Source organism: Nonomuraea sp. NPDC049646 (genome assembly GCF_044465525.1).
GTDB lineage: Bacteria > Actinomycetota > Actinomycetes > Streptosporangiales > Streptosporangiaceae > Nonomuraea.
Window position 1 is genome coordinate 238,883 of record NZ_JBITLU010000015.1, and the last position, 26,016, is coordinate 264,898.

Consider the following 26,016-nt stretch of genomic DNA (forward strand, 5'->3'; position numbering starts at 1 on the left):
ATTTTGGGTTTTACGGGAAGTTGACAGGGACAGTTCGTAGGATCTCAACCGAACCGTGACCATCGGCTGGAATTCTGGCACGACTGTTGACACTGCGCTGAAACGGAGATGGACCCGTGCTTACGTCCCAGGCGTGGCGCCGCCTCGCCCACAAGACCTCCGCCTTGGGATTGATGGGCACACTCGCCGCCTTCTCCGGCTCGCTGGTCGGCCTGTCCTCACCGGCCCAGGCCGCGGTGGCAGAACCCCTGAAGATCACCTACAACTGCACAGGCGGCGCTCTCCAGACCGGTGCCGTGATCGTGACGATCACGCCTCCGGCGTCGGTGGAACCGGCCAAGTCGACGACGATCGACTGGACGTTCCCGGCGATCCCGGTGGCGAAGGCCCTGACGGCCAACGAGACCGTCACCACCAGCGGCGGCGACCTCACGGTGACCGGCGGGACGCCCACCGCCCTGAAGGGCACCGGCACGGGCACGACCACGGCGGTCGCGATGGGCGGGTCCTACACGCCGCCGAAGATGTCGGCGTCGGTCAGTGTGACCGCGACGACGGGCGGAAACCTCGTCCTCACGCCGCTCGCGACGGCGACCGGGACGACGCCGCTGCTGAGCATCAAGATCGGCCAGGACACGACCACCTGCACCTACGGGTCGACCGCTCCCGCCAGCATCTCGATCCCGGTCCAGACCGGCGGCGGAGGTGCCGGGACCGACGTGGTCGCCTACACCTGCAAGCTCCCCACCGGGACAGACGCCCTGTACCCCGCCACTGTCGACATCAAGGTCGCGATGACGACGCCCACCAATGCCAAGGCCAACGAGGATGCCTCCATCACCTGGACAGGCACCATCGAGAACACGAATGACCCGCTCACCGCGCCCACTGGGTTCCCGGTGAGCAGCAAGCTCTTCGTCACCGTCAAGGCGACCGGCGCAGGCGCGCCCGCCACGGCGACGGGCGAAGGGACCCTCACCGGCGCCGTAGCCGGTCAGGACATCACGACGCTTCCCAGCGTCACCGTCAAGATCAAGCCCACGACCACCGGCACTGTGCAACTGACGGCGGGGGATCTGGCTCTGGGCACCTCCTCGACCGCCCCTGCGATCAAGTGCGAGGCCCCCACGACCGGCCTCAAGAACTTCAGCTTCCAGGTGGCGGCCGGGACGGGGACGACTCCGACGCCCACGCCGACCCCCACTCCCACGCCCACGCCGACCCCCACCCCCAAGCCGACCAAGACCAGCACCGCCACCGTGACCGTCACCCCGCCCGACAAGTCCAAGACGCCCAAGGCGGGGGCCGACACCGGGGCCGGGGGTATGGCGGGGCCTGACGGGCGGTTGTTCGTGCTGACCGGGACCGTCCTGATCGCGGCCGCGGCGGCCGGCGGGCTGGTGCTGCGCCGGCGTACGGCAGGCAGGGGCTGAGCGGCGTGGCCGGGCAGTATCCGTACGGCGGCCCGCCACCGCGGGACCGGGGGAGCACCGCGCTCAGGACCGTGCTGATCGGCGCGGCCATCGCCGGGGTCGTCACGGTCGTGGCGGGCATGCTGATCGTGCTGCAGTCGCCCGAGGAGTACGGCATGGACAGGGACGCCCTGCCCGTGGCCGTGCAGACGCAGGCGTCGGGGCAGCCGCAGCAGGCGTTGTTCCAGGCGCCGCCCGACCAGCCGCCGCCGCTGCCGAAGATCGTTCCGGCGCCGCCGATGCTGCCCTCGACGCCGATCCGGATCGTGATCAAGCGGCTCGGCATCAACGCGCCGATCAAGTCCGTGGGGCTGGCCAAGGACGGGTCGATCGAGGTGCCGCCGTCCGACAATCCCAACCTGGTCGGGTGGTACCGGAACATGTCCACGCCGGGCCAGGAGGGCCCCGCGGTGCTGCTCGGGCACAAGGACACCCGCACGCGCAGCGCCGTGTTCAGCCGCCTCGGCGAGCTCACGAACGGCGACACCATCGAGGTCAGGCGCCAGGACAAGACGACCGCCGTGTTCACGGTGGGCGGCGTGGAGCAGGCGAGCAAGAAGACGTTCCCGACCGAGCGCGTCTACGGGAGCCGGGAGAACGCCCAGCTCCACCTCATCACCTGCGGTGGTGCCTACGATCGCACCATCGGCCACTACAACGACAACATCATCGTCTACGCGACGATGACGAGCTCCTATCGAAGCTGATTGGCGGAGGCGGGCATGGGCTGGCTGGCGAAGCGGAAACTGCGTACTGGCCCGACGGCGGCCCTGCCCGCCAGGCCGGACCCCGCCGAGTTGTTGCGGATCGTCCGGCTGGCCGACCCGGAAGCCCGGCGCGAGGGCGACGACATCCTGGCGGCCGACGTGCGGGTGTTCGCGCCGGTCGAGGCCGAGGCCGAGCTGACCGGCGGGGTGCTGGAGAAGGCGTGGGCCTGCCGGGTCACCGCCGAGGGGCCGCTGCCGTTCGACTTCTTCGACCGTTACCTGGCCGAGGGGCTGGCCTTCCGGCTCAAGGGGCTCGCGGTGTGCCGGGGCGAGGTGAGCGATCCGGCCGACGGCGAGGAGGGCGGTCCCGCCGTCATTTTGCCGGTACGCCCGTCCGCCGACGACCTGGCGCCGCTGCTGGAGCAGGGGGAGGACGAGTTCACGTACACGTCGGGCGACATCCGGGCCGCGCTGGTGCCGCAGAAGGGGCAGCCGCCGGCGGTGCGGGAGCTGCTGCCGTTCGCCACCGAGCTGACCGCGATCGAGTTGCGCGGCGAGGAGCCCGTCAAGCTCGGAAGCCTGGCGCTGGAGCTGGCAGAATCGCTGAACGGCCTGGTCGTGGACCGGTGGCGGTTCAGGATCGACGCCGCGGAGGACCTTGTGCCCCCGGAGTGACGAGCCACAGAACGTCGTTCTGTTGTAGTCTCTCCTCAATAACCGAATAATGCTCGGTTTCCAGGAGGCACTGTGGCAGAGGCGTACATCGTCGGAGCGGTCCGTACCCCGGTCGGCAAGAAGAAGGGCGGGCTGTCCGCCGTCCATCCCACCGACCTGGCCGCCCACACGCTGAAGGCGCTCATCGACCGCACCGGCGTCGATCCGGCGGCGGTCGAGGACGTCATCATGGGGTGCGTCATGCAGTTCGGCCCCCAGAGCATGGACATCGCGCGAAACGCCTGGCTGTCGGCGGGGCTGCCCGAGACGACGGCCGGCGTCACGATCGACCGGCAGTGCGGGTCGTCCCAGCAGTCGATCCACTTCGCCGCCCAGGGTGTCCTGTCGGGCACCCAGGACCTGGTGGTGGCCGCGGGCGTGGAGTCGATGAGCATCGTCCCGATGGGCGCGTCGATCACCGCCGCCCTGGAGAAGGGCATGCCGTTCCCGTTCGGCGACAAGTGGGTCGAGCGCTACGGCAAGCAGGAGATCTCGCAGTTCCGCGGCGCCGAGCTGATGTGCGAGAAGTGGGGCCTCCAGCGTGACGTGCTGGAGCAGTTCGCCTACGAGTCCCACCAGCGGGCCGCCAAGGCCGTCGCCAACGGCTACTTCAAGGACCAGATCGCCCCGATCAACGGCGTCGAGGACGACGAGGGCCCGCGGCCCGACACGACGCTGGAGAAGATGGCCGGCCTCAAGACCCTCAAGGAGGGCGGCCAGATCACCGCGGCCACCTCCTCGCAGATCTCCGACGGCTCCGGGGCCGTGCTGATCGCCTCCGAGCAGGCCGTGCGCGAGCACAACCTGACCCCGCGGGCCCGCATCCACCAGCTCGCGCTCATGGGCGACGACCCGGTCTACATGCTGACCGCGCCGATCCCGGCCACGCGGCGGGCGCTGCGGAAGGCGGGCATGTCGATCGACGAGATCGACGTCGTGGAGATCAACGAGGCGTTCGCGCCGGTGCCGCTGGCCTGGATCAAGGAGCTGGACGCCGACCCGGCCAAGGTCAACCCCAACGGCGGCGCCATCGCGCTCGGCCACCCGCTGGGCGGCACGGGAGCGATCCTGATGACCAAGCTGCTGCACGAGCTGGAGCGCACGGGCGGCCGCTACGGCCTGCAGACGATGTGCGAGGGCGGCGGCCAGGCCAACGTCACCATCATCGAGCGGCTCTAACGGAACCGGTCAAGACAAGGGTGAGCGCCGCCTCCCGGGCGTAAGAGGGGAGGCGGCGCTCGCTGACTACCATCCCGGTAGTTGTCTAGCGGCCCTTGGGCGGGATGATCCGCCGGGGCGGCACGACCGGGCGCTGCGGCGTCTTGGGCAGTTGCCGGGGCGGCGCGGGCGTGGCGGTCTTCTTCTTGGCTGAGCGAACTCGCATGCGAAGCTCCTTTACGCGAACTCAGGACGCGGCTCGGTGAGGCCGGGCGTCGACGAGCACAGCGTGGCCGCGTCTGTCGGACGATGGACTGAGGTGGCTGCTGTCACAGGTAAAGGCGCATGACGGACAAGCTACGGCCTGTCCGGAACGCCGGGCAACTGAATTAACGCGGCGCCGCGAGCTGCTGCTCGAAGCCCGACACCATGGCCCGCAGGCCCGCGTCGAACCACTGGTCGTAGAAGCGCAGCGCGTCCGGGTCGTGGGTCTCGGCGGTCGAGCCGACCTGGGCCAGGGCGTGGCCGAGCACGTAGACGGCCACCGACTGCACCGCGTTGACGGTGTCGCCGGAGGGCACGCCGGCCGCCTCGAAGCGGGCCAGCAGGCCGGAGATCAGCTCGGTGCCGAGCCGTACGTCCACGGGGTGGGTGGCCAGCAGGGGAACGGCGCGCGGGTGGGCGAGCAGGAAGCGGCGGTAGGCCACGGCGAACCCGGTCAGCGCCCGCGGCCAGTCGGGGACCGGCGTGTATCCGGCCATGGCCTCGGTGAACAGCCGGTCGACGACCAGGGACACCAGCGCGTCCCGGTTGGGCACGTGGCGGTAGAGCGACATGGCGGCCACCCCGAGGTCGGCGCCCAGGCGGCGCATGGTCAGCGCGTCGGGGCCCTCGGCGTCGAGGATGCCGACGGCCGCGGCCACGATGCGCTCGACGGTGAGCACGGCCGGTCGCCCCGCCCGCCTGGGTGCCTGAGTCATGCGGTCAGCGTAACGACGACCGTGGCCGCCAGCATGAGCAGGGACAGCAGGCCCACCACCATGTGCTGGACGTCGATGACCACGGCGTGGCCCGCGGTCGGCAGGATCTTCCAGGTGCGGCTGTACTCGCGCAGGTAGAGCTCGCGCTGCTCGGCCGTGGCGGTGCCGAAGTAGGGCAGCCACCAGCTCCGCACGTGCCCGGCCACGACCAGCAGGCACAGGACGGTCGCGGCGGTGAGCGACCACGTGCGGTGCAGCGCGACGCCGGCCGCGATGAGCAGCGGGAACGGGTAGTTGATCGCGGCGGCCAGGGCCCGGCCCCTGACGTTGGCGCCGTTGAGGTCGTTGAGCGGGAACATGGGCACCCAGTCGGTGACGACGAGCCAGGCGAGCCATACGAGCGGGACGGTGACGGCGACCGTGGTCATCGGGATCTCCTCGAATTTGCGTACCTCGTAAGCTTACACAGTACACAAATTCGGGCGACGGCCGTCAAGAGGCCCGCGAGAGCGGCGGCGAGCAGGGTGATCGACAACGACGCCGGGAAGTAGGTGAGCTGCTCCCACGTCACGTAACGACCGTTGAGCAGCACGGACACCCAGTCCGGGTAGAAGGCGAACAGCAGGACCGGCAGCAGCACCGGCGCCAGCCGCAGGGCGATCCGCCACCACGGCCGTCCCGACCGCCGGGACGCCCACCGCCGCGCCCGCAGCACGCCCATGACCCCGAGGCCGGCCGCCACGACGGCGAGCAGCCCCAGCACCAGGTCGTAGAGCTGCCGGTCGCCGCCCAGGGCCGCCGGCGCGCGGCCCTCGCTCATCGCGGCCAGGCCCCGCATGATGTCGTAGGTCGGGTCGTAGAGCGAGGCGCCGTTGGTCATGACGGCGAAGCCGTAGCCGGTCTTCGGCGAGACGGCCTCCACGGCGTTGTAGGTGAACAGGTTGCCCGAGTGCACGAGCAGGCCGGACTCCTCCTCCAGGCTCCAGCCCATGCCGTAACCGTGCACGCCGGGCTTGTGCATGGTCTCCAGGCTCTGCTTCTTGACCAGCGGGCGGCCGGCGCCGTTCTGGGCGATCAGCCACCTGCCCATGTCCGCGGCCGTCGTGATCACCGCGCCCGAGCCGCTGCCGTCGAGGAACCCGGACGCCTCCGGCCGGGGCAGCCACATGCCGTAGACCGAGACGAAACCGTCCGCCGGCCGGACGGCCTGGGCGCTCACGGCGCTGCCGGTCATGCCCAGCGGGCCGAAGACGCGGTCCTTCATGTAGGCGTCGAAGGGGCGGCCGCTCGCGGTCTCGACCAGGCGGGCGGCCAGGTCGTAGTTGACGTTGCAGTAGGCGTACCGGCTGCCCGGGTCGGCGGCCAGGCGGCCCTCGGCCAGGCGGGCGGTGTAGTCGGCCAGCGAGCTCGCGGACTCCAGGTCGCCGATGTCCAGCGAGCTGTCGGACAGCCCGGAGGTCTGGTTCAGCAACTGGCGCACGGTGATCCTGGTGTGGCGCGGGTCGGCCATCCGGAAACCGGGAAGCTGCCCGGCCACCGGCTCGTCCAGCGCGATCTTCCCCTGCTCCACCAGGGTCAGCACGGCCATCGCGGTGAACGACTTGCTCACCGAGGCCACCCGCATCGGCGTGGCCGCGGTGACCGGACGCCCCTCGGAGTCCTCGCCGTAGCCGGCGGCGTGCACGACCTTGTCGCCGCGGGTCACCACGACGGACAGACCCGGCACGCCGGTGGCCTCCAGCGCCTCGCGCAGGTAGGCGTCCACGGCGGCGGGGGTCGGCTCGACGGGGGCCGAGGCGAGGGCCGGGGCGGGGGTGAGGGTCAGGGCCGCGGCAAGCCCGGCGAGGGCGATCTTCAAGCTCATGCAGGCAAACGTACGGAGAACGCCCCCACCGCCGGATCTGCCGACCGTCCAGCGGCACCCCTGACGAAAGTCAGGTCTCCGCGGGGGACGGCAGCCGCTCCGGCACCGCGTCGTGCACCTGCTGGAAGATCACCGAAGTGCGGAAGCCGACGATCTCCTTGCGCTTGCTGAGCCGGTCGAGCAGGAAGGAGTGGAGGTGGTCGAGATCCTGGACCGCGACGTGCAGCAGGAAGTCGTCGCCGCCGGCCAGCACGAACACGCTCAGCACCTCGGGCAGCTCGGCGGCCGACTGCTTGAAGGCGTTGATCACGGCCCGGCTCAGCGGGCGGACCTGGACCGAGACCATCGCCTGCGTGCTCCGGTTGAGCGCGGCGGGGTCGATGTCGGCGTGGTAGCCGCGGATCACGCCGCGCCGGGTGAGCGCCCTGACCCGTTCCAGGCAGGTCGAGGGGGCGATGCCCAGCCGGCGGGCCAGCTCCCGGTTGGACTGCCGCGCATCCGTTTGGAGGAGGCGGATGATCGCCGAATCAAGTTCATCCATGACGCGATTCTGCTCCTTTCTCCGATCGAACGTTCGGTGGAGCCCGGTTGGGGCCGAACGATCGGGCTACTTTCGCGGACATGACTGAACAGGGCCGGATGGGTGCGGGGCAGGGCGCGGCGTTGCTGGTGGGCGCGGTGCTGGGGCCGGGGATGCTGGTGCTGCCGCAGCTCGCCGCCGCGGCGGCGGGGCCGGCCTCCGTGCTGGCCTGGGCGGGGCTGCTCGCGCTGAGCGTGCCGGTGGCGCTGACGTTCGCGGCGCTCGGCGTCCGGCATCCCGGCGGGGGCGGGGTGGCGAGCTTCGCGGGGCTGGCCTTCGGGCCGCGGGCCGCCGCCGTGGTCGGCTGGTGGTTCTACGGGGCCGTGCCGGTGGGGACCGTGGCGGGCGCGCTCGTGGGCGGCCGGTACGTCGAGGCGTGCCTGGGCGTGGACGGCACCCTGGCGGGCGTGCTGATCCTGGCCGCGGCCTTCGCCGCCAACGCCGCCGGGCTGCGTGCCTCGGGGCGGTTGCAGCTCGTCTCCGTCGGGCTGCTCGTCGTCCTGCTGGCCGTCGCCGTGGTCACCGCCGTCCCGCGGGCCGACCTCGACCGTTTCACCCCCTTCGCGCCGTACGGGCTCGCCGGGGTGGCCGGCGCGGCCGGGGTGCTCATGTTCGCCTTCGTGGGCTGGGAGGCGGCCAGCCACCTGTCGGCCGAGTTCGCCGGTCGGCGCGGGCTGATCAGGGCCACCGCGGTCACCCTCGTCGTGGTCGGCGTGCTGTACCTGGGCGTCGGCATCACCTCGGTCGGCGTGCTCGGCGCGGACATGCCGGGCGTGCCGCTGAGCGCGCTGCTGGAGATCGGCCTCGGGGGAGCGGCGCGGCCGGTGACCGGGGTGCTGGCCGTGCTGCTGACGTTCGGGGCGGTCAACACGTACCTGGCGGGGGCGGCGCGGCTGGGGGTGGCGCTGGCCCGGGACGGGGCCATGCCCGCCTGGCTCGCCGGGGGACGGGGGCCGTACCGGAGCCTCGGGGCGCTGGCTGTGCTGACCGTGCCGGTCGTGGTGTGGGCGGTGGACCTGGACCTGCTGATGCGGGCCACCTCGGCGTGCCTGGCGGCCGTCACGGCGGCGGGCGTGGCGGCGGCGGTGCGGGTGCTGCCCGCCGGACGGCTGCGGGTCACCGCCGTCGTGGCGACCGGCATGTCGGCGGTCGCGCTGGCGTGCTGCGGAGCCTTCCTGGCGGTGCCCGCCGCGCTGGCCGTCGTCGCGCTGGGCGTGCTTAAAGCCCTCAGGCGGGCAGTACTCCCAGCACATGACGGCGCACCGTCGGGAGGGTGCCATGAGTGAGCAGACCACGTACGCGGAGAGCAGGCAGGTCGGCGAGCAGGCCAGGGAGCGCGAATGGACGCTGCCCAGCTTCGCCAAGCAGCTGTTCCTCGGCGATCTCCGGCTGGACCTGGTGCATCCGGCGCCCAGGCTGCCGGCCGAGGCCGCCGAGCGGGGCGAGGAGTTCGTCCACGCGGTGCGGCGCTTCCTGGAGGACCACGTCGACCCGGCCCTCATCGAGCGCACCGCGCAGGTGCCCGACGAGGTGGTCAAGGGCCTGGCCGCTCTCGGGGCGTTCGGCATCACGATCGGCACCGAGTACGGCGGCCTCGGCCTGCCCTACCTGTACTACTGCCGCACCCTCACGCTGGTCGGCTCCTACTGCCCCGCCCTGGCCACGCTGCTGTCGGCGCACCAGTCGATCGGCGTGCCGCAGCCGCTCAAGCAGTTCGGCACCGAGGAGCAGAAGCGGGAGTTCCTGCCCCGGTGCGCGGCCGGCGAGATCTCGGCCTTCCTGCTCACCGAGCCGGACGTGGGCTCCGACCCCGCCCGCCTGTCCACCACCGCCGTGCGCGACGGCGACGACTACGTGCTGGACGGCGTCAAGCTCTGGACGACCAACGGCGTCGTCGCCGACCTGCTGGTGGTCATGGCCAGGACCGGCGAGAAGATCAGCGCGTTCGTGGTCGAGGGGAACAGTCCGGGCATCACGGTCAGGCGTCGCAACAGCTTCATGGGCCTGCGCGGCATCGAGAACGGCGTCACCGAGTTCTCCCAGGTCAGGGTGCCCGCCAAGAACCTGATCGGCAAGGAGGGCCAAGGGCTGCGGATCGCGCTCACCACCCTCAACACCGGCCGCCTGTCCCTCCCGGCGACCTGCGCGGGCAGCGTCAAGTGGGCCGTGAAGATCGCCCGCGAGTGGGGCAACGCCCGCGAGCAGTGGGGGCGCAAGGTGGGCCGCCACGAGGCCGTGGCGACCAAGATCGCCTTCATCGCGGCCACCGCGTACGCGCTGGAGGCCGTCAGCGAGCTCACCGCCCGCCTGGCCGACGACCGGCGCAACGACATCAGGATCGAGGCCGCCCTCGCCAAGCTGTACGCCACCGAGCTGTCGTACCGGGCGCTGGACGAACTGGTCCAGATCAGGGGCGGCCGCGGTTACGAGACCGCCGAGTCGCTGGCCGCCCGCGGCGAGCGCGGCGTGCCCGCCGAGCAGATGCTGCGCGACGCCCGCATCAACCGCATCTTCGAGGGCTCCTCCGAGATCATGCACCTGATGATCACCCGCGAGGCCGTGGACGCGCACCTGACCGCGGCCGGCGAGCTGATCAACCCCGAGGCGTCCCCCCAGGAACGCGCCCGCGCGCTCGGCCGGGCGAGCCGCTTCTACGCCGGATGGCTGCCGACCCTGGTGGCCGGCTCGGGCAACCTGCCCACGGGCTACACCGCCTTCGGCCCGCTGGCCCAGCACCTGCGGTTCGTGGAGCGGACCAGCAGGAAGCTGGCCCGGTCCACCTTCTACGGCATGTCCCGGTGGCAGGGGAGGCTGGAGCACAAGCAGTCCTTCCTCGGGCGGATCGTCGACATCGGGGCCGAGCTGTTCGCCATGACGGCCGTCTGCCTGAAGGCCGAGGAGGACGCCGACGACCTCGGGCGCAGGCCGTACGAGCTGGCCGACACCTTCTGCCGCCAGGCCCGGCGCCGCGTCCGCACGCTGTTCGACGAGCTCTGGGACAACAGCGACGAGCAGGACGTGCGCCTGGCCCGGTACGTGCTCGACGGGCGCTACGAGTTCCTGGAGGAGGGCATTCTCGACCCGTCCATCGAGGGCCCGTGGATCGGGACGCCGGACGGCGGCGAGAACGTGCGGAGAAAGATCCTGTGACGCCCGGTCTAGACCGGTTGTGAGCTTTTTCTGCTCTGAGTGTTTTCAAACCGATACCAGCCGGTATAGACCGGCTGCTGAACACAGGCTTACTCTGGCGCAAACGCGTTGAGCTGTGGCTCTCGCACCCCTCATCCCTTTGGACGGGGTCAGGTGGCTGGTACGGACCAGCGACCCGTCCGACGAGAAGGCGGTATCACCAGTGAACATGAAGCTTGTGGGCGGCGCCGCTCTCGGCCTTGCCACGATGCTGGTCCTGTCCAGCTGCGGCTCCGACGGCGGTTCGGGTGGCGGCGGTAACAACACCCAGGCCTCGGGCGGCGGCCAGGTCACCCTCAAGATGGTCGCCGCCGACTACGGCGACGGCCCCGGCAAGCCGAACTCGGGCGAGACGTTCTGGAAGGGCGTCGTGGACGAGTTCCAGGCCGCCAACCCCAACATCAAGGTCGACGTCCAGGTCATCAACTGGAACGACATCGACAAGCAGGTCGCCACCATGGTCCAGAACGGCCAGGTGCCCGACATCCTGCAGACCGGCGACTACTCCGGCTTCGTCAAGGACGGCCTGCTCTACAAGGTCGACGAGGTCCTGTCCCCGAACGTCTCCGGCGACATGCTGCAGAAGTTCGCCGACTTCGGCAAGGTGGACGGCACCGGCTACGGCATCCCGTTCGTCTCCTCCGCCCGCGCGCTGTTCTACAACAAGGACCTGTTCACCAAGGCCGGCATCGCCGAGCCGCCCAAGACCTGGGACGAGCTCAAGGCCGCCGCCGAGAAGCTGAAGAAGGCCGGCGTGAGCCAGCCGTTCGGCCTCCCGCTGGGCCAGGAGGAGGCCCAGGGCGAGTCGTTCCTGTGGATGCTGGGCAACGGCGGCGGCTACAAGGACGCCTCCGGCAAGTGGGCCATCAACTCCCCGCAGAACGTCGAGACCTTCACCTACATGAAGGGCCTGGTCGACGCCGGCCTCACCACCCCGAACCCGGGCACCAAGGACCGCAAGACGGTCTGGGAGGACTTCGGCGCGGGCAAGGTCGGCATGGTCAACGGCGGACCCATGTCCATCCCGATCTTCGACGCGGCCGGCCTGAAGAACTACGGCGTCACGGCGATCCCCGGCAAGTCCGGCCCGCTCGACACCACCCTCGGCGTCATGGACTGGATCATGGCGTTCAACAAGAACGGCCACGCCGCCGAGATCAAGAAGTTCTTCGACTTCTTCTACACCGGCAACGCGGCGCAGAAGATCTCCGACACCTACAAGCTGCTGCCCGTCACCAACGGCGGCATCCAGAAGCTGTCGGGCGACGAGAAGCTCAAGCCGTTCCTCGACGCGCTGCCCAACGCCAGCTTCTACCCGTTCCAGGACCCGAAGTGGGCCGAGGTGAACCCGGCGATCAAGCAGACCATCGGCGGCGCCGTCAAGGACGACCCGGCCAAGGTCCTCGGCGAGCTGCAGAAGACCGCCGAAGCCAGCTGATCAAGCGGGGGTCTGTGGAGCCGGCGCGCGGGTCGCGTCCCCGCGCCGGCTCCACCGTCATGGAAGGTTCCTCATGAGAAGGTTGCGCGCCCTCGAACCCCTGGCCTGGATCGGGCCGGCCGTGGTGCTGATCGCGCTGGTCGTCCTCTGGCCCGTGATCGAGATGATCCGGTCGTCGTTCCTCAAGATCAGCCGGTTCGGAGTGGTCCAGGGCAACAACTTCCCGGACAACTACACGAAGCTGTTCGGCGAGAAGGACTTCGCCGACATCATGATCCGCAGCGTGATCTGGGTGGTCGCGGTCGTCGCGCTCACCGTGCTGATCTCGCTCGCCCTGGCCCAGCTGTTCAACCAGCGCTTCCCCGGTCGCAAGATCGCCCGCTGGGCGCTCATCGCGCCCTGGGCGGCCTCGGTGCTGATGACGGCGATCATCTTCAAGTGGATGCTCGACCCCGAGGTCGGCGTGATCAACCAGATCAGGGTCAAGCTGGGGCTCATCGACGCGATGGGCGGCGCCTCCGCCGACCAGCTCGGCGACGCCTCCAGCGCGATGCCGTGGCTGGTGTTCGTGGCGGTCTTCGTCTCGGTGCCGTTCACGACGTACGCGCTGCTGGCCGGGCTCGCGACCATCCCCGCCGACGTCTACGAGGCGGCCAAGATGGACGGCGCCACCAAGCTCCGGACGTACTGGTCGATCACGCTGCCGCTGCTGCGCCCCGCGCTCACCGTCGCCGCGCTGATCAACGTGATGAACGTCTTTAACAGCTTCCCGATCATCTGGGCGATGACCCACGGCCAGCCGGGCTACTCGACGGCCACCTCGACCATCCTCATGTTCATCCTCAAGGGCTCGAACATCGGCGAGTCGGCCGCGATGTCCGTGGTGAACTTCGGCATGGTCATCGTGCTGACCGCGATCTTCCTGAAGGTGTCGCGCTGGAACAAGGAGGTGGCGTGATGGCCGTGCAGACCATGCCCAAGGCCGGTACGCGCCACCAGCCCGGCCACCGCGGACGGGCCCAGCGCCGCATGCCCAGGCTCAAGACCGTGATCGTGGCGGGCGCGGCCTACCTCGTCGCGTTCGTCTTCCTGTTCCCGTACCTCGTCATGCTGCTGACCTCGCTGCGGTCGCAGGACTCGCTGCGCGAGGTGACGTTCTGGCCCGACGAGTGGGTGTGGTCGAACCTCGCCAACTTCTGGACCAGCGGCCTGGCCGGGAACCTGTGGGTGACGCTCAAGGTCGCCGGCGGCTCGACGATCCTGGTGCTGCTCGTGGCGCTGCCGGCCGCGTACTACTCGGCCCGGCACAAGTTCCGGGGACGCACGGCGTTCCTGATCCTGGTGCTCATCACCCAGATGTTCCAGCCCACGGCCATGCTCGTCGGCATCTACCGCGAGTTCTACCAGTTCGGCCTGGTGGACTCGATCTGGTCGCTGATCCTGGTCAACGGCGGGTTCAACCTGGCGTTCGCGGTGTGGATCCTGAACGCCTACTTCGCCTCGATCCCGCGCGAGCTGGAGGAGGCCGCCTTCATCGACGGCAACGGCCGCTTCGGCGCGCTGTTCCGGATCACGCTGCCGCTGGCCATGCCGGGCGTGATCACCGCGCTGATCTTCACGTTCATCGCGGCGTGGAACGAGTTCGTGGTCGCCCTGACCCTGACCACGACCCCGGCCAACCAGCCGCTGACGGTCGCGCTCAACTCGTTCATCGGCCAGTACCAGGTGGACTGGCAGAACCTCTTCGCGGGCTCGGTGATCGCCACCATCCCGGTGATCATCCTGTTCGCGCTGATCGAGCGGAAGGTCGTCGGCGGACTGACCGCCGGCTCGATCAAGTAGAAAACGTCCGGCCGCCACCAACCCACCGGGTGGCGGCCGGGCTCACTTCTGAGGGCTCACTTCTGCGGGACGCGGGCCACGCAGAACACCGTCTGGCCGAACGGCGGGGTGATGAACCGCTCGATCAGCCGCGTGGCCGGGACCACCGTGCGGTCGTAGATCTTGACCAGCCGCGGGTCGGGGTAGCCCACGCCGCCCCGCCGGACCGCCGCCCACCAGGCGATGCCGCCCAGGAAGTTGATCGGCTTGAGCACGTCGATGTCGAGCCCCGCCTTGGCCACCGTGGCGCGCAGGGTCTTCGGCGTGTAGCGCTGGACGTGCCCGACCTTGCGGTCGAAGTCCCCATAAAGCTGCATGTAGCCGGGCACCCAGATGATGATCCGGCCGCCGGGCAGCGTGACGCGGGCCAGCGAGCGCAGCGCCTCGGCGTCGTCCTCGATGTGCTCCAGCACGTTCATCATGACGACGGTGTCGACCTTGTCCTTCAGCGGGATCTCGGTCGGCAGGCCGAACTGCAGCACGTCGATGTCGTCGCGGCCCTCGAAGCGCTTCTCCAGCTGCTCGACGCAGTAGGGGTCGAAGTCGCTGACGACCAGGCGGTCGAGCCGCGGCAGGAACTGCTCGGCGAAGTGGCCCAGCCCGGAGCCGATCTCCAGCATCGAACGGCCGACGTGCGGGGCGACCATGTCGAACTCGTACTGCCGATAGTTCTTGGCCTCGTCCCCACCCAGGTGGTTCTCCAGGGCCTCGTCACCGGCCGCCGGTTGCACTACACGGTCATACCCAGAAGACATAGTCCCGTTCCTTTGAGGGGCAGACGGATTGCACGAGTCTAATGCCCCCGAGGATGACCTGATGCGTGAAACACCCTTCCCCGGGCGCGGGCGGATGCGATGGAATCTGACACGCCATGGACGACGACGAGGCGATCGCCCGCTCGCTCGACGGTGACCTGGGGGCCTACGAGGCCCTGGTCGCCAGGTACAGCGCGCTCGCCCATCGCACCGCCGCCATGCTCGGCGCGGGCGACGAGGCCGAGGACGTCGTGCAGGAGGCGTTCGTCAAGGCTTTCCGCCATCTGCCCACGTTCCGGCGGGACGCGCCCTTCCGTCCCTGGTTGCTGCGGATCGTGGCCAACGAGACGCACAACCTGACCCGGGCCCGCGGGCGCCGCTCCGACCTCGCCGTACGGCTCACCGCCGCCGACCCCGCCGGTGCGGTGGCCCCCGACGACCCGGCGGGCGCGGCCGTCGCCACCGACCGGCGGGCCCGGCTGCTGGCGGCCGTACGCGGCCTGCCCGAACGGGAACGCCAGGCGGTCGTGTGCCGGTACTTCCTGCAACTGTCGGAGGCGGAGACGGCCCAGGTGCTCGGCTGGCCGGTCGGTACCGTCAAGTCCAGCACCCATCGGGGGCTGGCCCGGCTGAGGGAGGAGGTGGGCGGTGAGCTCGCATGACCCCTTCGACGACCTGGAAGCCGAACTGACCGCCCTCGGCCCCCTCCTCGACACCCCGTCCCCGCCCCCGGCCGACGTGGCCGCCGCCGTGCGCGCCCGCCTGGAGCTCCCGCCCGAGAAGCACGCGCGGCGGAGCGCCCGTCCGGAGCGCCCGCCCAAGAGGCACGGGCGGCGGCGGGCTCGGTGGCGGATCGTGGCGGCCGTCGTGCTGGCCGTCGTCGCCGTCACGGCCGCCACCCCCCAGGGCCGTGCCGCCGTGGCCCGGATCCTCCGCCTCGCCGGCGTCGAACTCCAGCTCGGCGACACGCCGCCCCCGCCGGTACGGACCACCGCGAACCTCCCCGGCGAGCACCCGGTGGCCCCGGACGACCTGCCCGGACTGGTGAGGTTCCAGGTCAGAACCCCGGCCGAGCTCGGGCCGCCCGCCCGCGCCACCGTCGCCGACCAGGGCCGGCTCGTGTCGATGTTCTGGCCGGACGGCGTCCGGCTCGACCAGTTCCAGGGCGGTGTGGACCCGTTCTTCTTCAAGAAGCTCGGCCCGCCCTGGCCCGACTACGTCGAGCTGGCCGGGACCACGGCCTGGTGGATCCCCGGCGAGCACCCGCTCGGCTACATTCGCCGCCAGGACGGCACCGAGATCCCCCTGCGCCAGGCCGCCCCCACCCTCGTCTGGCAGCGGGACGCGCTCACCTACCGCCTGGAGGGCGCCGGCGCCAAGGAACGGGCGGTGCGGATCGCCGAGTCACTCCGGTGAGCCGGTCAGCCAGTCGTCCACGCCCTGGAGCAGCTCCTTGCGCACGGTCTCCGGCGCGGTCGAGGACCGGATCGACTGCCGGGCCAGCTCGGCGATCTCGGCGTCGGAGAACTCGTAGACCTCCCTGGCCAGCTCGTACTGGCGCAGCAGCCGGGTGCCGAACAGCAGCGGGTCGTCGGCGCCCAGCGCGATCGGCACCCCGGCGTCGAACAGCCGCCGCAGCGGCACGTCCGCCGCCCGCTCGGCCACGCCCAGCCCCACATTGGACGTCGGGCACACCTCGCAGCAGATCTGCCGGTCGGCCAGCCGCTGCATCAGCCACGGGTCCTCGGCCGCCCGCACGCCGTGCCCGACCCGGTCGGCGCCCAGGTCGTCGATGCACTGGCTCACGCTGCGCGGCCCGAGCAGCTCGCCGCCGTGCGGCACGGCCAGCAGCCCGCCGCGCTTGGCGATGCGGAAGGCCCGCTCGAAGTCGCGCGCCGCGCCGCGCCGCTCGTCGTTGGACAGGCCGAAGCCCACCACGCCCCGGTCGGCGTACTGGGTGGCGAGCCTGGCCAGGGTGTTCGCGTCGAGCGGATGCCGGGTCCTGTTGGCCGCCACGATCACCGGCATGTGCACCCCGGCGTGCTCGGCGGCCTGCCGCGCCGCGTCGAGCATCAGCTCCAGCGTGGCCGTGAGCCCGCCGAACCGCGCGGCGAACCCGGACGGGTCCACCTGGATCTCCAGCCACCGGGAACCGGCCGCCGCCTCGTCCTCGGCCGTCTCGCGCAGCAGCCGGTAGACGTGCTCGGGACGGCTCAGCACGGACCTGGCGATGTCGTACAGCCGCTGGAACCTGAACCAGCCGCGCTCGTCGGTGGCCCGCAGCCGCGGCGGCCAGTCCTGCTCCAGCGCGTCGGGCAGGTGCAGCCCCTGCTCCCTGGCCAGCTCGATCAGCGTCGAGTGCCGCATGGAGCCGGTGAAGTGCAGGTGGAGATGGGCTTTGGGCAGCGTGTGCAGGGGCCGGTGCATTTCCATATTTTGCCACTGGCCTCAGGTGCGGGTTCGCATGTCGCCCAAGGCTGCCGGCCCGGCATCGGCACGGTAGAGATCGCCCGGATCGGGGGATCAACCGTCCATGATCCCTGAGAGTGCGGGCGTCGCGGGGCAGGGCCGGCGCGCGCTGCTCGCCGGCCTGGCGTTCGCGGTGACCGCTCTCGCCATCTACGCCCTGTTCCACTCGGGTTTCGGCCGTCCGCACCCGCCTTCGGGGGGCTCGTCGTACGTGCCGCCGCCGCCGCTGAAGGCGCCGTCCGGCTCCGGCGCGGCGGCGGCGCGGCCCGAGCCGCCGCTCGCGGTCGTCTCCGACGACCTCTGGCTCACCTACCTGCCCCGCGGCCTGCGCCGCAGCGGCGGCGGCCCGATCGCCCCCGACGGCGTCCGGGCCAGGTACGGCACCGCGAAGCGCTACGTGGAGGCCCAGGTCGAGCACGGCACGGTGGCCGCCGACTGGGACGCCTACCGCGCGCACGCCGGCGTGCTGGACCCCCGCGAGACCACGATCAGGGGCCGGCCCGCGGTCGTCGGCGCGCATCCGCGCGGCGGCAGGGTGATCGCCTGGCTGGAACGCCCCGGCACGGGCGCCTGGATCCGGGTGAGCGACTCCCTCGGCGACGAGCTGCTGCCTATTGCCGCCTCGGCCCGCGCTCCTGTAGGAGACTAGGAGCCTTTTCCCTGGTTGATCCCACGAGTCATGGGGGGACGATGCGGCGCCCGGCAGCGGTGTTCATCACGTTCGCGCTGGCCGCGGGCACGGGCGGGTGCGGCGGCGACACGCCGCGACCGCCCAGCGCCACCCCTCCGCCGCCGTCGGCGAGCGAGCCGGCGACCGGGAAGCCCGTCACGCTGGCCTGCGGATCGACCAGGCTGGAGATCCCCGGCGCGCCACCGCCCCTGGCCCGCGCCGGCACCTTCGGCCGCCTGGGCGCGCTCGCCAGGCGGCTCACGGTCAAGGGCGTGACCTGGCGCGACGACGAGGACGAGCAACTGCGGGTGGGCGTGGTGTGCGGCGTGCGGACGGCCGAGCAGTTCGCCACGCTGGTGGCCCGCTCGACCCTGACCGCCTACCGCGGCAAACCCGCGCTGCGCTGGACGAGCCGCGACGGCCTGCGCAACTTCATGTGGCTGGAGAGCCCCGGCACGGCCGTCTACCTCGCCGCCACGCCCGGCATGACCGCCCAGCTCCGCCAGACCGCCGCCGCCGTCAGGCCCGCCGCCTCCTGAGCTCCTGAAGCGGCGATGGCGCCCCGCGGCGGCCATGGAAGGCCGGCAGGGCGCCTCGTGAGCCGCTCAGCGGGCCTCGGACAGCAGCTTGGCCATCCGGCTGACGCCCTCGACCAGATCGTCGTCACCGAGGGCGTAGGACAGCCGGAAGTAGCCGGGGGTGCCGAACGCCTCGCCCGGCACGACCGCGACCTCGGCCTCCTCCAGGATCAGCTCGGCCAGCTCCGCCGACGACCCGGGCCGCCGGCCGCGCAGCTCCTTGCCCAGCAGCTCCTTGACCGACGGGTACGCGTAGAACGCCCCCTTCGGCTCCGGGCAGAACACGCCCGGGATCTCGTTGAGCATCCGCACCATGGTCTGGCGCCGCCGGTCGAAGGCCGACCGCATCTCGGCCACGGCCGACAGGTCGCCGGAGACCGCGGCCAGCGCGGCCCTCTGCGACACGTTGGCCACGTTGGAGGTGGCGTGCGACTGCAGGTTGGCGGCGGCCTTGACCACGTCGGCCGGGCCGATCAGCCAGCCCACCCGCCAGCCGGTCATCGCGTACGTCTTGGCCACGCCGTTGAGGATCACGACCCGGTCGCCCAGCTCGGGCACGGCCGTGGCGATGCTGGTGAACTCGGCGCCGCCGTAGACCAGGTGCTCGTAGATCTCGTCGGTGACCACCCACAGCCCGTGCTCGGCCGCCCACCGGCCGATCGCCACGGTCTCCTCGCGCGAGTAGACCGCGCCCGTCGGGTTGGACGGCGAGACGAACAGCAGCACCTTCGTGCGCTCGGTGCGGGCCGCTTCGAGCTGCTCGACGCTCGCCAGGTAGCCCGTGGACTCGTCGGTCACCACGTCGACCTGCACGCCCCCGGCCAGCTTGATCGCCTCGGGGTAGGTCGTCCAGTAGGGGGCGACGACGATGACCTCGTCGCCCGGGTCGAGCAGCGTGGCGAACGCCTCGTAGACGGCCTGCTTGCCGCCGTTGGTGACCAGCACCTGGGACGGCTCGACGGAGTAGCCGGAGTCGCGCCGCGTCTTGTCGGCGATGGCCTGCTTGAGCTCGGGAAGGCCGCCCGCCGGCGTGTACTTGTGGTTGCGCGGGTCGCGGGCCGCCTCGACCGCCGCCTCGACGATGTAGCCGGGCGTCGGGAAGTCGGGCTCGCCGGCGCCGAAGCCGATGACCGGGCGGCCGGCGGCCTTCATCGCCTTCGCCTTGGCGTCCACCGCGAGCGTGGCGGACTCGGAAATCGCGGAGATTCTTGCGGAGATACGGGGTCGCGTGGACATGCCTCCCATGCTCCCACGCGGGCGTGACCTGGGCGATCAGGTTTGGGTTCGACGTACCGGGCAATCCCCCGTATGCTTTCGCCTGGTCCTTCCGCCGCATGTCGGCGAGCGGTTCGGTCCAGGCAGTGAGTCAATCAGGGTAGTGTGGTTGACGACATAGGGCACTGGCGCAATTGGTAGCGCACCGGTCTCCAAAACCGGCGGTTGGGGGTTCGAGTCCCTCGTGCCCTGCGAGTGCGGTCCGCGCAATAATGGCGTGTAAGCGCGCCGCAAAACTGCGTTGGATACGACAGATTCAGGTGAGGACTGTGGCGATCGACACGCGCGGCGAGACCGCAGGCAAGCCCAGTGGCGAGAAGAAGACACGCACTTCACCTGCCCTTTTCTACCGGCAGGTCGTCAACGAGCTCCGCAAGGTCATCTGGCCGACACGCAAGGATCTCATCACCTACACCACGGTCGTTCTGGTATTCGTTCTGATCATGGTGGCGATCGTTTATGGGCTCGACGCCGCTCTGGGCTGGGCCGTCCTCCGCGTCTTCGGCGGGGAGTGATCCCGCCTAGCTCGACACCGTGTGGTGTCGGCTGACGGCGACACCATTCGATTCGAGGAAATGAGGAAAGGTCACGTGTCCGAGTCTTCTGTTCCGGCCGAGGAACCCCGCGACGAGCGGGGCGACGACGAGCTGGGAGAGGCCACCGACGAATGGGGCGACGAGCTGGGTGAGGCTCGCGACGAAGGCGTCGAGGCGGCTCTCCAGGAGGCCGACGAGACCGACGAGGTCGAGGAGTCGGAGGAGGCCCCCGCCGACGCGGAGGCCGAGATCCTGCCCGACGTCGACCCGGTCGAGGAGTTCAAGAGCTCCCTGCGCGGGCTCCCCGGCGAGTGGTACGTGATCCACTCCTACGCCGGCTACGAGAACCGCGTGAAGTCCAACATCGAGAGCCGCAACGTGTCGCTCAACATGGAGGACTACATCTACCAGGTCGAGGTGCCCACGCACACCGTCCAGGAGTTCAAGAGCGGCAAGAAGGTCCCGGTCAAGGAGCGCGTGCTGCCCGGCTACGTCCTGGTGCGCATGGAGCTGACCGACGAGTCCTGGGCCGCCGTGCGCAACACGCCCGGCGTGACCGGTTTCGTCGGCCTGTCCAACAAGCCGAGCCCGCTCAGCCTCGACGAGGTCGCCAAGCTGCTGGCGCCCGAGCCGACCGAGGAGAGCAAGAAGGCCACCGCCAAGGCGGCCAGCGGCCCCACGGTCGAGTTCGAGATCGGCGAGTCCGTCACGGTCATGGACGGCCCCTTCGCCACCCTGCCCGCCTCGGTCAGCGAGATCAGCCCCGAGTCGCAGAAGCTCAAGGTGCTCGTCTCGATCTTCGGTCGTGAGACCCCGGTCGAGCTCTCGTTCAACCAGGTCTCGAAGATCTAAGACGATCACCTACACTTAGACGTTCGGTCGGCCGCCTTTCGCGAAGGGTGGCCTTCCGACATGTCCGGGCGCATCCGCGTCCGGACGGCATCACGATCAGGACCCGGAGAAGGACTCATGCCTCCGAAGAAGAAGATCGCGGCGCTCGTCAAGGTCCAGCTCCCCGCTGGCCAGGCCACGCCCGCTCCGCCGGTCGGTACCGCCCTCGGTCCCCACGGCGTCAACATCATGGACTTCGTCAAGCAGTACAACGCTGCCACGGAGTCCCAGCGGGGCAACATCATCCCCGTTGAGATCACCATTTTCGAGGACCGCAGCTTCACCTTCATCACGAAGACGCCCCCGGCGCCTGAGCTGATCAAGAAGGCCCTGGGTCTCGACAAGGGCAGCGCCGTCCCCCACAAGGACAAGGTCGGCCGGCTGACGCGCGAGCAGCTGCGCAGCATCGCCGAGACCAAGATGCCCGACCTCAACGCCAACGACGTCGAGGCTGCAGAGAAGATCATCGCCGGCACCGCCCGGTCGATGGGCATCACGATCGCCGACTAAGACCTTTCCCAGATCCGTGGGAGGGCCGGGTCCCGGCCCGCGTACCACAAGGAGACAGACATGAAGCGCAGCAAGGCGCACAAGGACGCGGCGGCCAAGGTCGACCGCGACAAGCTCTACACGCCCGCCGACGCCGCGAAGCTGGCCAAGGAGACGTCGACCACCAAGTTCGACGCCACCGTGGAAGTGGCGCTGCGGCTGGGTGTCGACCCTCGCAAGGCCGACCAGATCGTGCGCGGCACGGTCAACCTCCCGCACGGCACCGGTAAGACCGCCCGGGTCCTGGTCTTCGCGACCGGTGACCGTGCCGAGGCAGCCCGCGAGGCGGGCGCCGACATCGTCGGCGCCGACGAGCTGATCGACGAGATCGCCAAGGGCAACCGGCTCAACGAGTTCGACGCCGTGGTCGCCACGCCCGACCTCATGGGCAAGGTCGGCCGTCTGGGCCGCGTGCTCGGCCCGCGCGGTCTCATGCCCAACCCCAAGACCGGCACCGTGACGCCCGACGTCGCCAAGGCCGTGACGGAGATCAAGGGCGGCAAGATCGAGTTCCGCACCGACCGGCAGGCCAACCTGCACTTCATCATCGGCAAGACGTCGTTCCCCGAGCGTCAGCTCATCGAGAACTACGCCGCCGCCCTTGACGAGGTGCTGCGTCTCAAGCCGTCGGCGGCCAAGGGGCGTTACCTGAAGAAGGTCACCTTCTCCACCACCATGGGCCCCGGCGTCCCCGTCGACCCCAACCTCACCCGTGGCCTGACCGCCGAGCTCGACGCGTAACGGCCGCACGTTCTTCGAAAGGCCCCCGCCTGTCCCAGGCGGGGGCCTTTCGGCTTGTCCGGGCGCCGCCGGGCACCTCCGGGCGCCGGGACGGACCCGTCTGGCCGGGGTTCTCCGGCGCGGATGATCTCTCCAGGTGAGCGGGGTTGTGCAGAAATCGTGCACAGCGTGTGGGGGAGAACCCTGGGTTTTCCCCGAATTATGCGGGGAAGTCGCCACGATGGGACAAGCCAACCGTAGGGTCAAAACATGCTGAAGCGCAGGATAAGTCTCGCCACCGCCGTGGCCGGAGCTGCTCTCATCGCGGCCTCGGTCGCCGGGTGCGGTACGAACGTGCAGCCCATCCAGGTCAACCTGGCCGCCTCAGAGGTGCTCGCGCAGGCCGCGCAGAAGACCGCAGAGGTCACCAGCTACACGGTGGACGCCGTCGCGAACGTGACGCACCCCCAAGAAGGCAACGGCAAGGTGCAGGGACGCATGCTCTACCAGAGCAAGCCCCAGCTCGCCGTCGACCTGACCCTCGACACCGTCGACATGGGCGGCCGGAACCTGCCGGGCGGCGTGCGCGCCGTCCTCCAGGGTGACACCGTCTATGTGAAGGTCGAGGCGCTCAAGCAGCTCGTCGGCGCCACCAAGCCGTGGATCAAGGTCGCGCTCAACGAAGTGGGCGACCAGAACCAGGTCAACCAGTACCTCAGCCAGATCCAGCAGTTCGACCTCGCCAACGTGACCAAGCTGGTCACCGTGTCCAAGGACGTGAAGCAGGTCGGCACCGAGAGCGTCAACGGCGCGGACACCACCCACTACAGCGGCACGTTCCCCGTGGACGCCGCCGTCGGCCAGCTGCCCGCCGACAAGCAGCAGCAGGCCAGGACGAACCTCGCCGAGCTCAAGGACGTCAAGTTCGACATCTGGGTGGCCGGCGACGGCCTGCCCCGCAAGCTCACCCTGAACGGCTCCAAGGAGGGCGCGACGCTGGACGCCACCCTGCTGTTCAAGGGCTTCAACGAGCCCGTGAAGGTCGAGGCCCCGCCCGCGGACCAGGTCGGTGAGCTGCCGAAGACGACCGTCAACTGAGAACCGATTTGGAAACTCGGCGACCAGCACGTACTCTGGTCGTTGCCGAAGACCGCCGGTCGTCGTCAGGTGCATCAGTCCTGGCGACCGAAGGATCCACGTTCTGTGGACGGCCCGCGCAGGTGTGATGCGAGTTTCCCATATGGTGCAGTTCCATATGTGAGCCCCGTGCGCCCCTGCGCCCGGGGCTGTTCTCATTTCCAGGGGCCTTCGCCGGCGGCACACCTGGAAGGAGGCCCATGGCGAGGGCGGATAAGGCGACAGCCGTTGCCGAGCTCAAGAGCGAGTTCGAAGGCAGCAGCGCCGCCGTTCTGACCGAGTACCGCGGTCTCACCGTCGCTCAGCTCAAGCAGCTGCGCGTTGCTCTTGGTGAGAATGCGAAGTTCGCCGTGGCGAAGAACACCCTGACCAAGATCGCGGCTAACGAGGCCGGTCTGTCGTTCCCCGACGACCTGCTCACGGGCCCGACCGCGATCGCCTTCGTCAACGGCGACGTTGTCGAGGCGGCCAAGGGTCTGCGTGACTTCGCCAAGGCCAATCCCCTTCTGGTGATCAAGGGTGGTGTCCTCGACGGTAAGACGCTCGACGCCACCGAGATCACCAAGCTCGCCGACCTCGAGTCCCGCGAGGTCCTCCTCGCTAAGCTCGCCGGTGCTCTCAAGGCGAAGCAGAGCGCTGCCGCCGCGGTTTTCGCCGCGCTGCCCACGCAGATGGCTCAGCTGGCCGACGCCCTTCGTGCCAAGCGCGAAGAAGCGGGCGAGTAACACGGGGGTTGCCGCAACTTCCGCGGTCCCGTTCCTAGTTTTCTGCAAGTCCTAAACGTAAGGAAAAGCATCATGGCGAAGCTCAGCACCGACGAGCTGCTCGACGCGTTCAAGGAGATGACCCTCCTCGAGCTGTCCGAGTTCGTGAAGCAGTTCGAAGAGGTCTTCGACGTCAAGGCCGCCGCCCCCGTCGCGGTCGCCGCCGCCCCCGCCGCCGCCGGTGGTGGCGAGGCCGCCGCCGTTGAGGAGCAGGACGAGTTCGACGTCATCCTCGAGGCCGCCGGCGACAAGAAGATCCAGGTCATCAAGGAGATCCGCGCCCTCACGTCCCTGGGCCTCAAGGAGGCCAAGGACCTGGTGGACGGCGCTCCCAAGCCGGTCTTCGACGGCAAGGTCAACAAGGAGCAGGCGGAGAAGGCCAAGGCTGCCCTTGAGGGCGCCGGCGCCACCGTGACCGTGAAGTAACTTCCCACTTCACACAGCTCTTCGAAAGAGGCGGACACACCCTGGTGCCGGGTGTGACCGCCTCTTTTCGCATGTAACGGCTCAGGCTGGTCTCATCGCCCGGCCAACGCGCCTGCCCAGCGTGCGGTCACCCGGAGGCGGGCCCGGTTTCCTGGGCCGCCTCGCGGATCTCGGCGATGGCGCCGGCGTCCATGAAGTCCTTGCAGTGGACGATCCGCCCGTCCCTGATCCGCAGTATCAGCAGCCCCGGGACGGTGATGGCCCGCTGGCCCACCTTGACGTGCGCGTTCTGCTCGACGATCACCACCTCGGGATCCTCCGTACGGTGCAACGCGACCCGCTCCACCTCCTGCGGCACGGCGGGGGAGACGCCCCAGGACGCCCGGTACCCCGCCCGCACCGCCTCCCGCCCCTCGTACGGCGGCAGCCCCCCGAACGGGAACTCGTGCCTCCCATCCTCGGCGTACAGGTCTGCCAGCTCGTCGGCCGACTTGTGCAGCATCGCCCCATGGAAGGCGCCGACGATCTCCTCGACGGTCATGACCACGACCTCTCGCATTTCGCTCAACAGGCGTTGACTCAACGAGCGTAGAGCGAATTCGGCCGAACGGTCAACACGGGTAGAGTCGGACCGTGAGCGAGCGAGTGCTTCCCCGTGCCGAACGGCGGCGCAGGACCGAGGGAAGGATCCTCGACGCGGCCAGGGCGCTGTTCGCCGAAGTCGGCTACGAGCGCGCCACCATCAGGGCGGTCGCGAAGTCCGCCGAGGTCGACCCGGCCCTGGTCATGCAGTACTTCGGCAACAAGCAGGAGCTCTTCAGGGCCGCCGTGCGCGCCACGCCCGCCCCCGAGGCCGCCGCCACCCCCGAGGAACTGGTCGAGCACCTGCTCGGCACCCTCGACGTGAAGATGGGCGAGCTGCCCCAGGGCTCACTGGCGATGATGCGTTCGATGCTCACCCACCCCGAGGCGGGCACGGCGGCCCGCGAGGCGCTCGCCCGGCAGGTCGACAGGCTCGCCGCGTCGATCCCCGGCGAGGACGCCCGCCTGCGCGCGGCCCTGATGACCACGATCCTGCTCGGCGTCACCGTTGGCCACCAGCTTCTCGAACTGCCCGAGCTGCGCGACGCCCCGCCGGAGCGCATCGCCCGGCTGCTGCGCCCGAGCCTGCGCGCCCTCACCGGCCCCGACGGCTCATGACGGCGGGCGGGAACGAGTTCCAATTCCTCGGAACGCCGCCACCGCCAGTCCAATCTGGAAGTA

At 70.1% G+C, this 26,016-nt stretch carries 29 protein-coding genes and 1 tRNA gene; 22 read left to right on the forward strand and 8 right to left on the reverse strand.

Features of this window, described 5'->3' with window-relative positions:
• The first annotated feature begins 173 nt into the window (after positions 1–173).
• The 4 genes from ACIBQ8_RS37770 (at position 174) to ACIBQ8_RS37785 (ending at position 4,072) form a co-directional block, all read left to right on the forward strand.
• Positions 174–1,433, forward strand: a complete 1,260-nt coding sequence (locus tag ACIBQ8_RS37770) for a hypothetical protein (protein WP_397194446.1) — start codon at positions 174–176, stop codon at positions 1,431–1,433.
• Positions 1,434–1,438: 5 nt separating this feature from the next.
• Positions 1,439–2,179, forward strand: coding sequence for a class F sortase (locus ACIBQ8_RS37775; protein WP_397173474.1), 741 nt, complete (start codon positions 1,439–1,441; stop codon positions 2,177–2,179).
• A gap of 15 nt (positions 2,180–2,194) precedes the next feature.
• Positions 2,195–2,854: a hypothetical protein gene (locus tag ACIBQ8_RS37780; RefSeq protein ID WP_397173476.1), complete on the forward strand. Its 660-nt coding sequence runs from the start codon at positions 2,195–2,197 to the stop codon at positions 2,852–2,854.
• A gap of 72 nt (positions 2,855–2,926) precedes the next feature.
• Positions 2,927–4,072, forward strand: coding sequence for an acetyl-CoA C-acetyltransferase (locus ACIBQ8_RS37785; protein ID WP_397194447.1), 1,146 nt, complete (start codon positions 2,927–2,929; stop codon positions 4,070–4,072).
• A gap of 368 nt (positions 4,073–4,440) precedes the next feature.
• Here ACIBQ8_RS37785 and ACIBQ8_RS37790 read toward each other — a convergent pair whose 3' ends face one another.
• The 4 genes from ACIBQ8_RS37790 to ACIBQ8_RS37805 form a co-directional block, all read right to left on the reverse strand.
• Positions 4,441–5,031, reverse strand: coding sequence for a TetR/AcrR family transcriptional regulator (locus ACIBQ8_RS37790; protein ID WP_397173478.1), 591 nt, complete (start codon positions 5,029–5,031; stop codon positions 4,441–4,443).
• Positions 5,028–5,459 carry a hypothetical protein gene (locus ACIBQ8_RS37795; protein WP_397173480.1) on the reverse strand — a complete coding sequence of 144 codons (432 nt, stop codon included), beginning with the start codon at positions 5,457–5,459 and terminating at the stop codon, positions 5,028–5,030. The genes ACIBQ8_RS37790 and ACIBQ8_RS37795 overlap by 4 nt, the downstream gene beginning before the upstream one ends.
• The gene (locus ACIBQ8_RS37800) at positions 5,456–6,895 is read right to left on the reverse strand and encodes a serine hydrolase domain-containing protein (RefSeq protein ID WP_397194448.1); all 1,440 of its coding nucleotides are present in this window, start codon (positions 6,893–6,895) and stop codon (positions 5,456–5,458) included. The genes ACIBQ8_RS37795 and ACIBQ8_RS37800 overlap by 4 nt, the downstream gene beginning before the upstream one ends.
• 70 nt (positions 6,896–6,965) lie before the next feature.
• Positions 6,966–7,436 carry an Lrp/AsnC family transcriptional regulator gene (locus ACIBQ8_RS37805; protein ID WP_397173483.1) on the reverse strand — a complete coding sequence of 157 codons (471 nt, stop codon included), beginning with the start codon at positions 7,434–7,436 and terminating at the stop codon, positions 6,966–6,968.
• Between the two features lie 80 nt (positions 7,437–7,516).
• Between ACIBQ8_RS37805 and ACIBQ8_RS37810 the strand changes: the two genes are divergently transcribed.
• The 5 genes from ACIBQ8_RS37810 to ACIBQ8_RS37830 all read left to right on the forward strand — a co-directional run bounded on the left by ACIBQ8_RS37810 (position 7,517) and on the right by ACIBQ8_RS37830 (position 13,944).
• On the forward strand, positions 7,517–8,761 hold the full coding sequence (locus ACIBQ8_RS37810) for an APC family permease (protein WP_397194449.1): 1,245 nt from the start codon (positions 7,517–7,519) through the stop codon (positions 8,759–8,761).
• Positions 8,754–10,625, forward strand: coding sequence for an acyl-CoA dehydrogenase family protein (locus ACIBQ8_RS37815; RefSeq protein ID WP_397194450.1), 1,872 nt, complete (start codon positions 8,754–8,756; stop codon positions 10,623–10,625). The genes ACIBQ8_RS37810 and ACIBQ8_RS37815 overlap by 8 nt, the downstream gene beginning before the upstream one ends.
• 208 nt (positions 10,626–10,833) lie before the next feature.
• Positions 10,834–12,102, forward strand: coding sequence for an extracellular solute-binding protein (locus ACIBQ8_RS37820; protein ID WP_387679208.1), 1,269 nt, complete (start codon positions 10,834–10,836; stop codon positions 12,100–12,102).
• Between the two features lie 73 nt (positions 12,103–12,175).
• A complete protein-coding gene (locus ACIBQ8_RS37825) occupies positions 12,176–13,060 on the forward strand; it encodes a carbohydrate ABC transporter permease (protein ID WP_397173489.1) in 885 nt (294 codons plus the stop codon).
• Complete coding sequence (locus ACIBQ8_RS37830; RefSeq protein WP_397194465.1) at positions 13,060–13,944, forward strand: carbohydrate ABC transporter permease; 885 nt, start codon at positions 13,060–13,062, stop codon at positions 13,942–13,944. Before ACIBQ8_RS37825 ends, ACIBQ8_RS37830 begins: the two co-directional genes overlap by 1 nt.
• Before the next feature lie 56 nt (positions 13,945–14,000).
• Here the strand turns inward: ACIBQ8_RS37830 and ACIBQ8_RS37835 are convergent, their stop codons facing one another.
• Entirely contained in the window at positions 14,001–14,738 is a 738-nt protein-coding gene (locus ACIBQ8_RS37835) for a methyltransferase domain-containing protein (protein ID WP_352355331.1), read from the reverse strand.
• Between the two features lie 116 nt (positions 14,739–14,854).
• Here ACIBQ8_RS37835 and ACIBQ8_RS37840 point away from each other — a divergent pair, with 116 nt between their 5' ends.
• Entirely contained in the window at positions 14,855–15,400 is a 546-nt protein-coding gene (locus ACIBQ8_RS37840; protein ID WP_397173491.1) for an RNA polymerase sigma factor, read from the forward strand.
• Positions 15,387–16,154, forward strand: coding sequence for a hypothetical protein (locus ACIBQ8_RS37845; protein ID WP_397194451.1), 768 nt, complete (start codon positions 15,387–15,389; stop codon positions 16,152–16,154). Before ACIBQ8_RS37840 ends, ACIBQ8_RS37845 begins: the two co-directional genes overlap by 14 nt.
• Here ACIBQ8_RS37845 and ACIBQ8_RS37850 read toward each other — a convergent pair.
• Positions 16,143–17,165 carry an adenosine deaminase gene (locus ACIBQ8_RS37850; protein WP_397173494.1) on the reverse strand — a complete coding sequence of 341 codons (1,023 nt, stop codon included), beginning with the start codon at positions 17,163–17,165 and terminating at the stop codon, positions 16,143–16,145. The two genes, ACIBQ8_RS37845 and ACIBQ8_RS37850, sit on opposite strands and share 12 nt — an antisense overlap.
• A 106-nt stretch (positions 17,166–17,271) precedes the next feature.
• Between ACIBQ8_RS37850 and ACIBQ8_RS37855 the strand changes: the two genes are divergently transcribed.
• Together ACIBQ8_RS37855 and ACIBQ8_RS37860 are read left to right on the forward strand one after the other, a co-directional pair.
• Positions 17,272–17,856 (forward strand): hypothetical protein, encoded by a 585-nt coding sequence (locus ACIBQ8_RS37855; protein ID WP_397194452.1) that lies wholly within the window; start codon positions 17,272–17,274, stop codon positions 17,854–17,856.
• Between the two features lie 41 nt (positions 17,857–17,897).
• On the forward strand, positions 17,898–18,416 hold the full coding sequence (locus ACIBQ8_RS37860; protein ID WP_397194453.1) for a hypothetical protein: 519 nt from the start codon (positions 17,898–17,900) through the stop codon (positions 18,414–18,416).
• Positions 18,417–18,482: 66 nt separating this feature from the next.
• Here the strand turns inward: ACIBQ8_RS37860 and ACIBQ8_RS37865 are convergent, their stop codons facing one another.
• Entirely contained in the window at positions 18,483–19,691 is a 1,209-nt protein-coding gene (locus tag ACIBQ8_RS37865) for a pyridoxal phosphate-dependent aminotransferase (protein ID WP_397173500.1), read from the reverse strand.
• 158 nt (positions 19,692–19,849) lie between these two features.
• On the opposite strand from ACIBQ8_RS37865, the gene ACIBQ8_RS37870 reads away from it, so the two are divergent.
• From ACIBQ8_RS37870 to rplL, 8 genes are all read left to right on the forward strand, one after another.
• A tRNA-Trp gene (locus ACIBQ8_RS37870) sits at positions 19,850–19,922 on the forward strand.
• 77 nt (positions 19,923–19,999) lie between these two features.
• On the forward strand, positions 20,000–20,245 hold the full coding sequence (gene secE / locus ACIBQ8_RS37875; protein WP_125642950.1) for a preprotein translocase subunit SecE: 246 nt from the start codon (positions 20,000–20,002) through the stop codon (positions 20,243–20,245).
• Positions 20,246–20,320: 75 nt separating this feature from the next.
• Positions 20,321–21,118 carry a transcription termination/antitermination protein NusG gene (gene nusG, locus ACIBQ8_RS37880; protein ID WP_397173502.1) on the forward strand — a complete coding sequence of 266 codons (798 nt, stop codon included), beginning with the start codon at positions 20,321–20,323 and terminating at the stop codon, positions 21,116–21,118.
• A 117-nt stretch (positions 21,119–21,235) separates the two neighbouring features.
• Entirely contained in the window at positions 21,236–21,667 is a 432-nt protein-coding gene (gene rplK, locus ACIBQ8_RS37885) for a 50S ribosomal protein L11 (protein WP_125642947.1), read from the forward strand.
• A 60-nt stretch (positions 21,668–21,727) separates the two neighbouring features.
• The gene (gene rplA / locus ACIBQ8_RS37890) at positions 21,728–22,447 is read left to right on the forward strand and encodes a 50S ribosomal protein L1 (protein ID WP_352325431.1); all 720 of its coding nucleotides are present in this window, start codon (positions 21,728–21,730) and stop codon (positions 22,445–22,447) included.
• A 249-nt stretch (positions 22,448–22,696) separates the two neighbouring features.
• Positions 22,697–23,524, forward strand: a complete 828-nt coding sequence (locus ACIBQ8_RS37895; protein ID WP_352325430.1) for a DUF1396 domain-containing protein — start codon at positions 22,697–22,699, stop codon at positions 23,522–23,524.
• Positions 23,525–23,763: 239 nt separating this feature from the next.
• Positions 23,764–24,288, forward strand: a complete 525-nt coding sequence (rplJ, locus tag ACIBQ8_RS37900; protein ID WP_125642941.1) for a 50S ribosomal protein L10 — start codon at positions 23,764–23,766, stop codon at positions 24,286–24,288.
• A 72-nt stretch (positions 24,289–24,360) separates the two neighbouring features.
• Positions 24,361–24,753 (forward strand): 50S ribosomal protein L7/L12, encoded by a 393-nt coding sequence (gene rplL, locus ACIBQ8_RS37905; RefSeq protein WP_185070580.1) that lies wholly within the window; start codon positions 24,361–24,363, stop codon positions 24,751–24,753.
• Positions 24,754–24,880: 127 nt separating this feature from the next.
• Here the strand turns inward: rplL and ACIBQ8_RS37910 are convergent, their stop codons facing one another.
• Positions 24,881–25,312, reverse strand: a complete 432-nt coding sequence (locus tag ACIBQ8_RS37910) for a nuclear transport factor 2 family protein (protein WP_397173554.1) — start codon at positions 25,310–25,312, stop codon at positions 24,881–24,883.
• Between the two features lie 74 nt (positions 25,313–25,386).
• Between ACIBQ8_RS37910 and ACIBQ8_RS37915 the strand changes: the two genes are divergently transcribed.
• A complete protein-coding gene (locus ACIBQ8_RS37915) occupies positions 25,387–25,953 on the forward strand; it encodes a TetR family transcriptional regulator (protein ID WP_397173504.1) in 567 nt (188 codons plus the stop codon).
• Positions 25,954–26,016 lie beyond the last annotated feature (63 nt).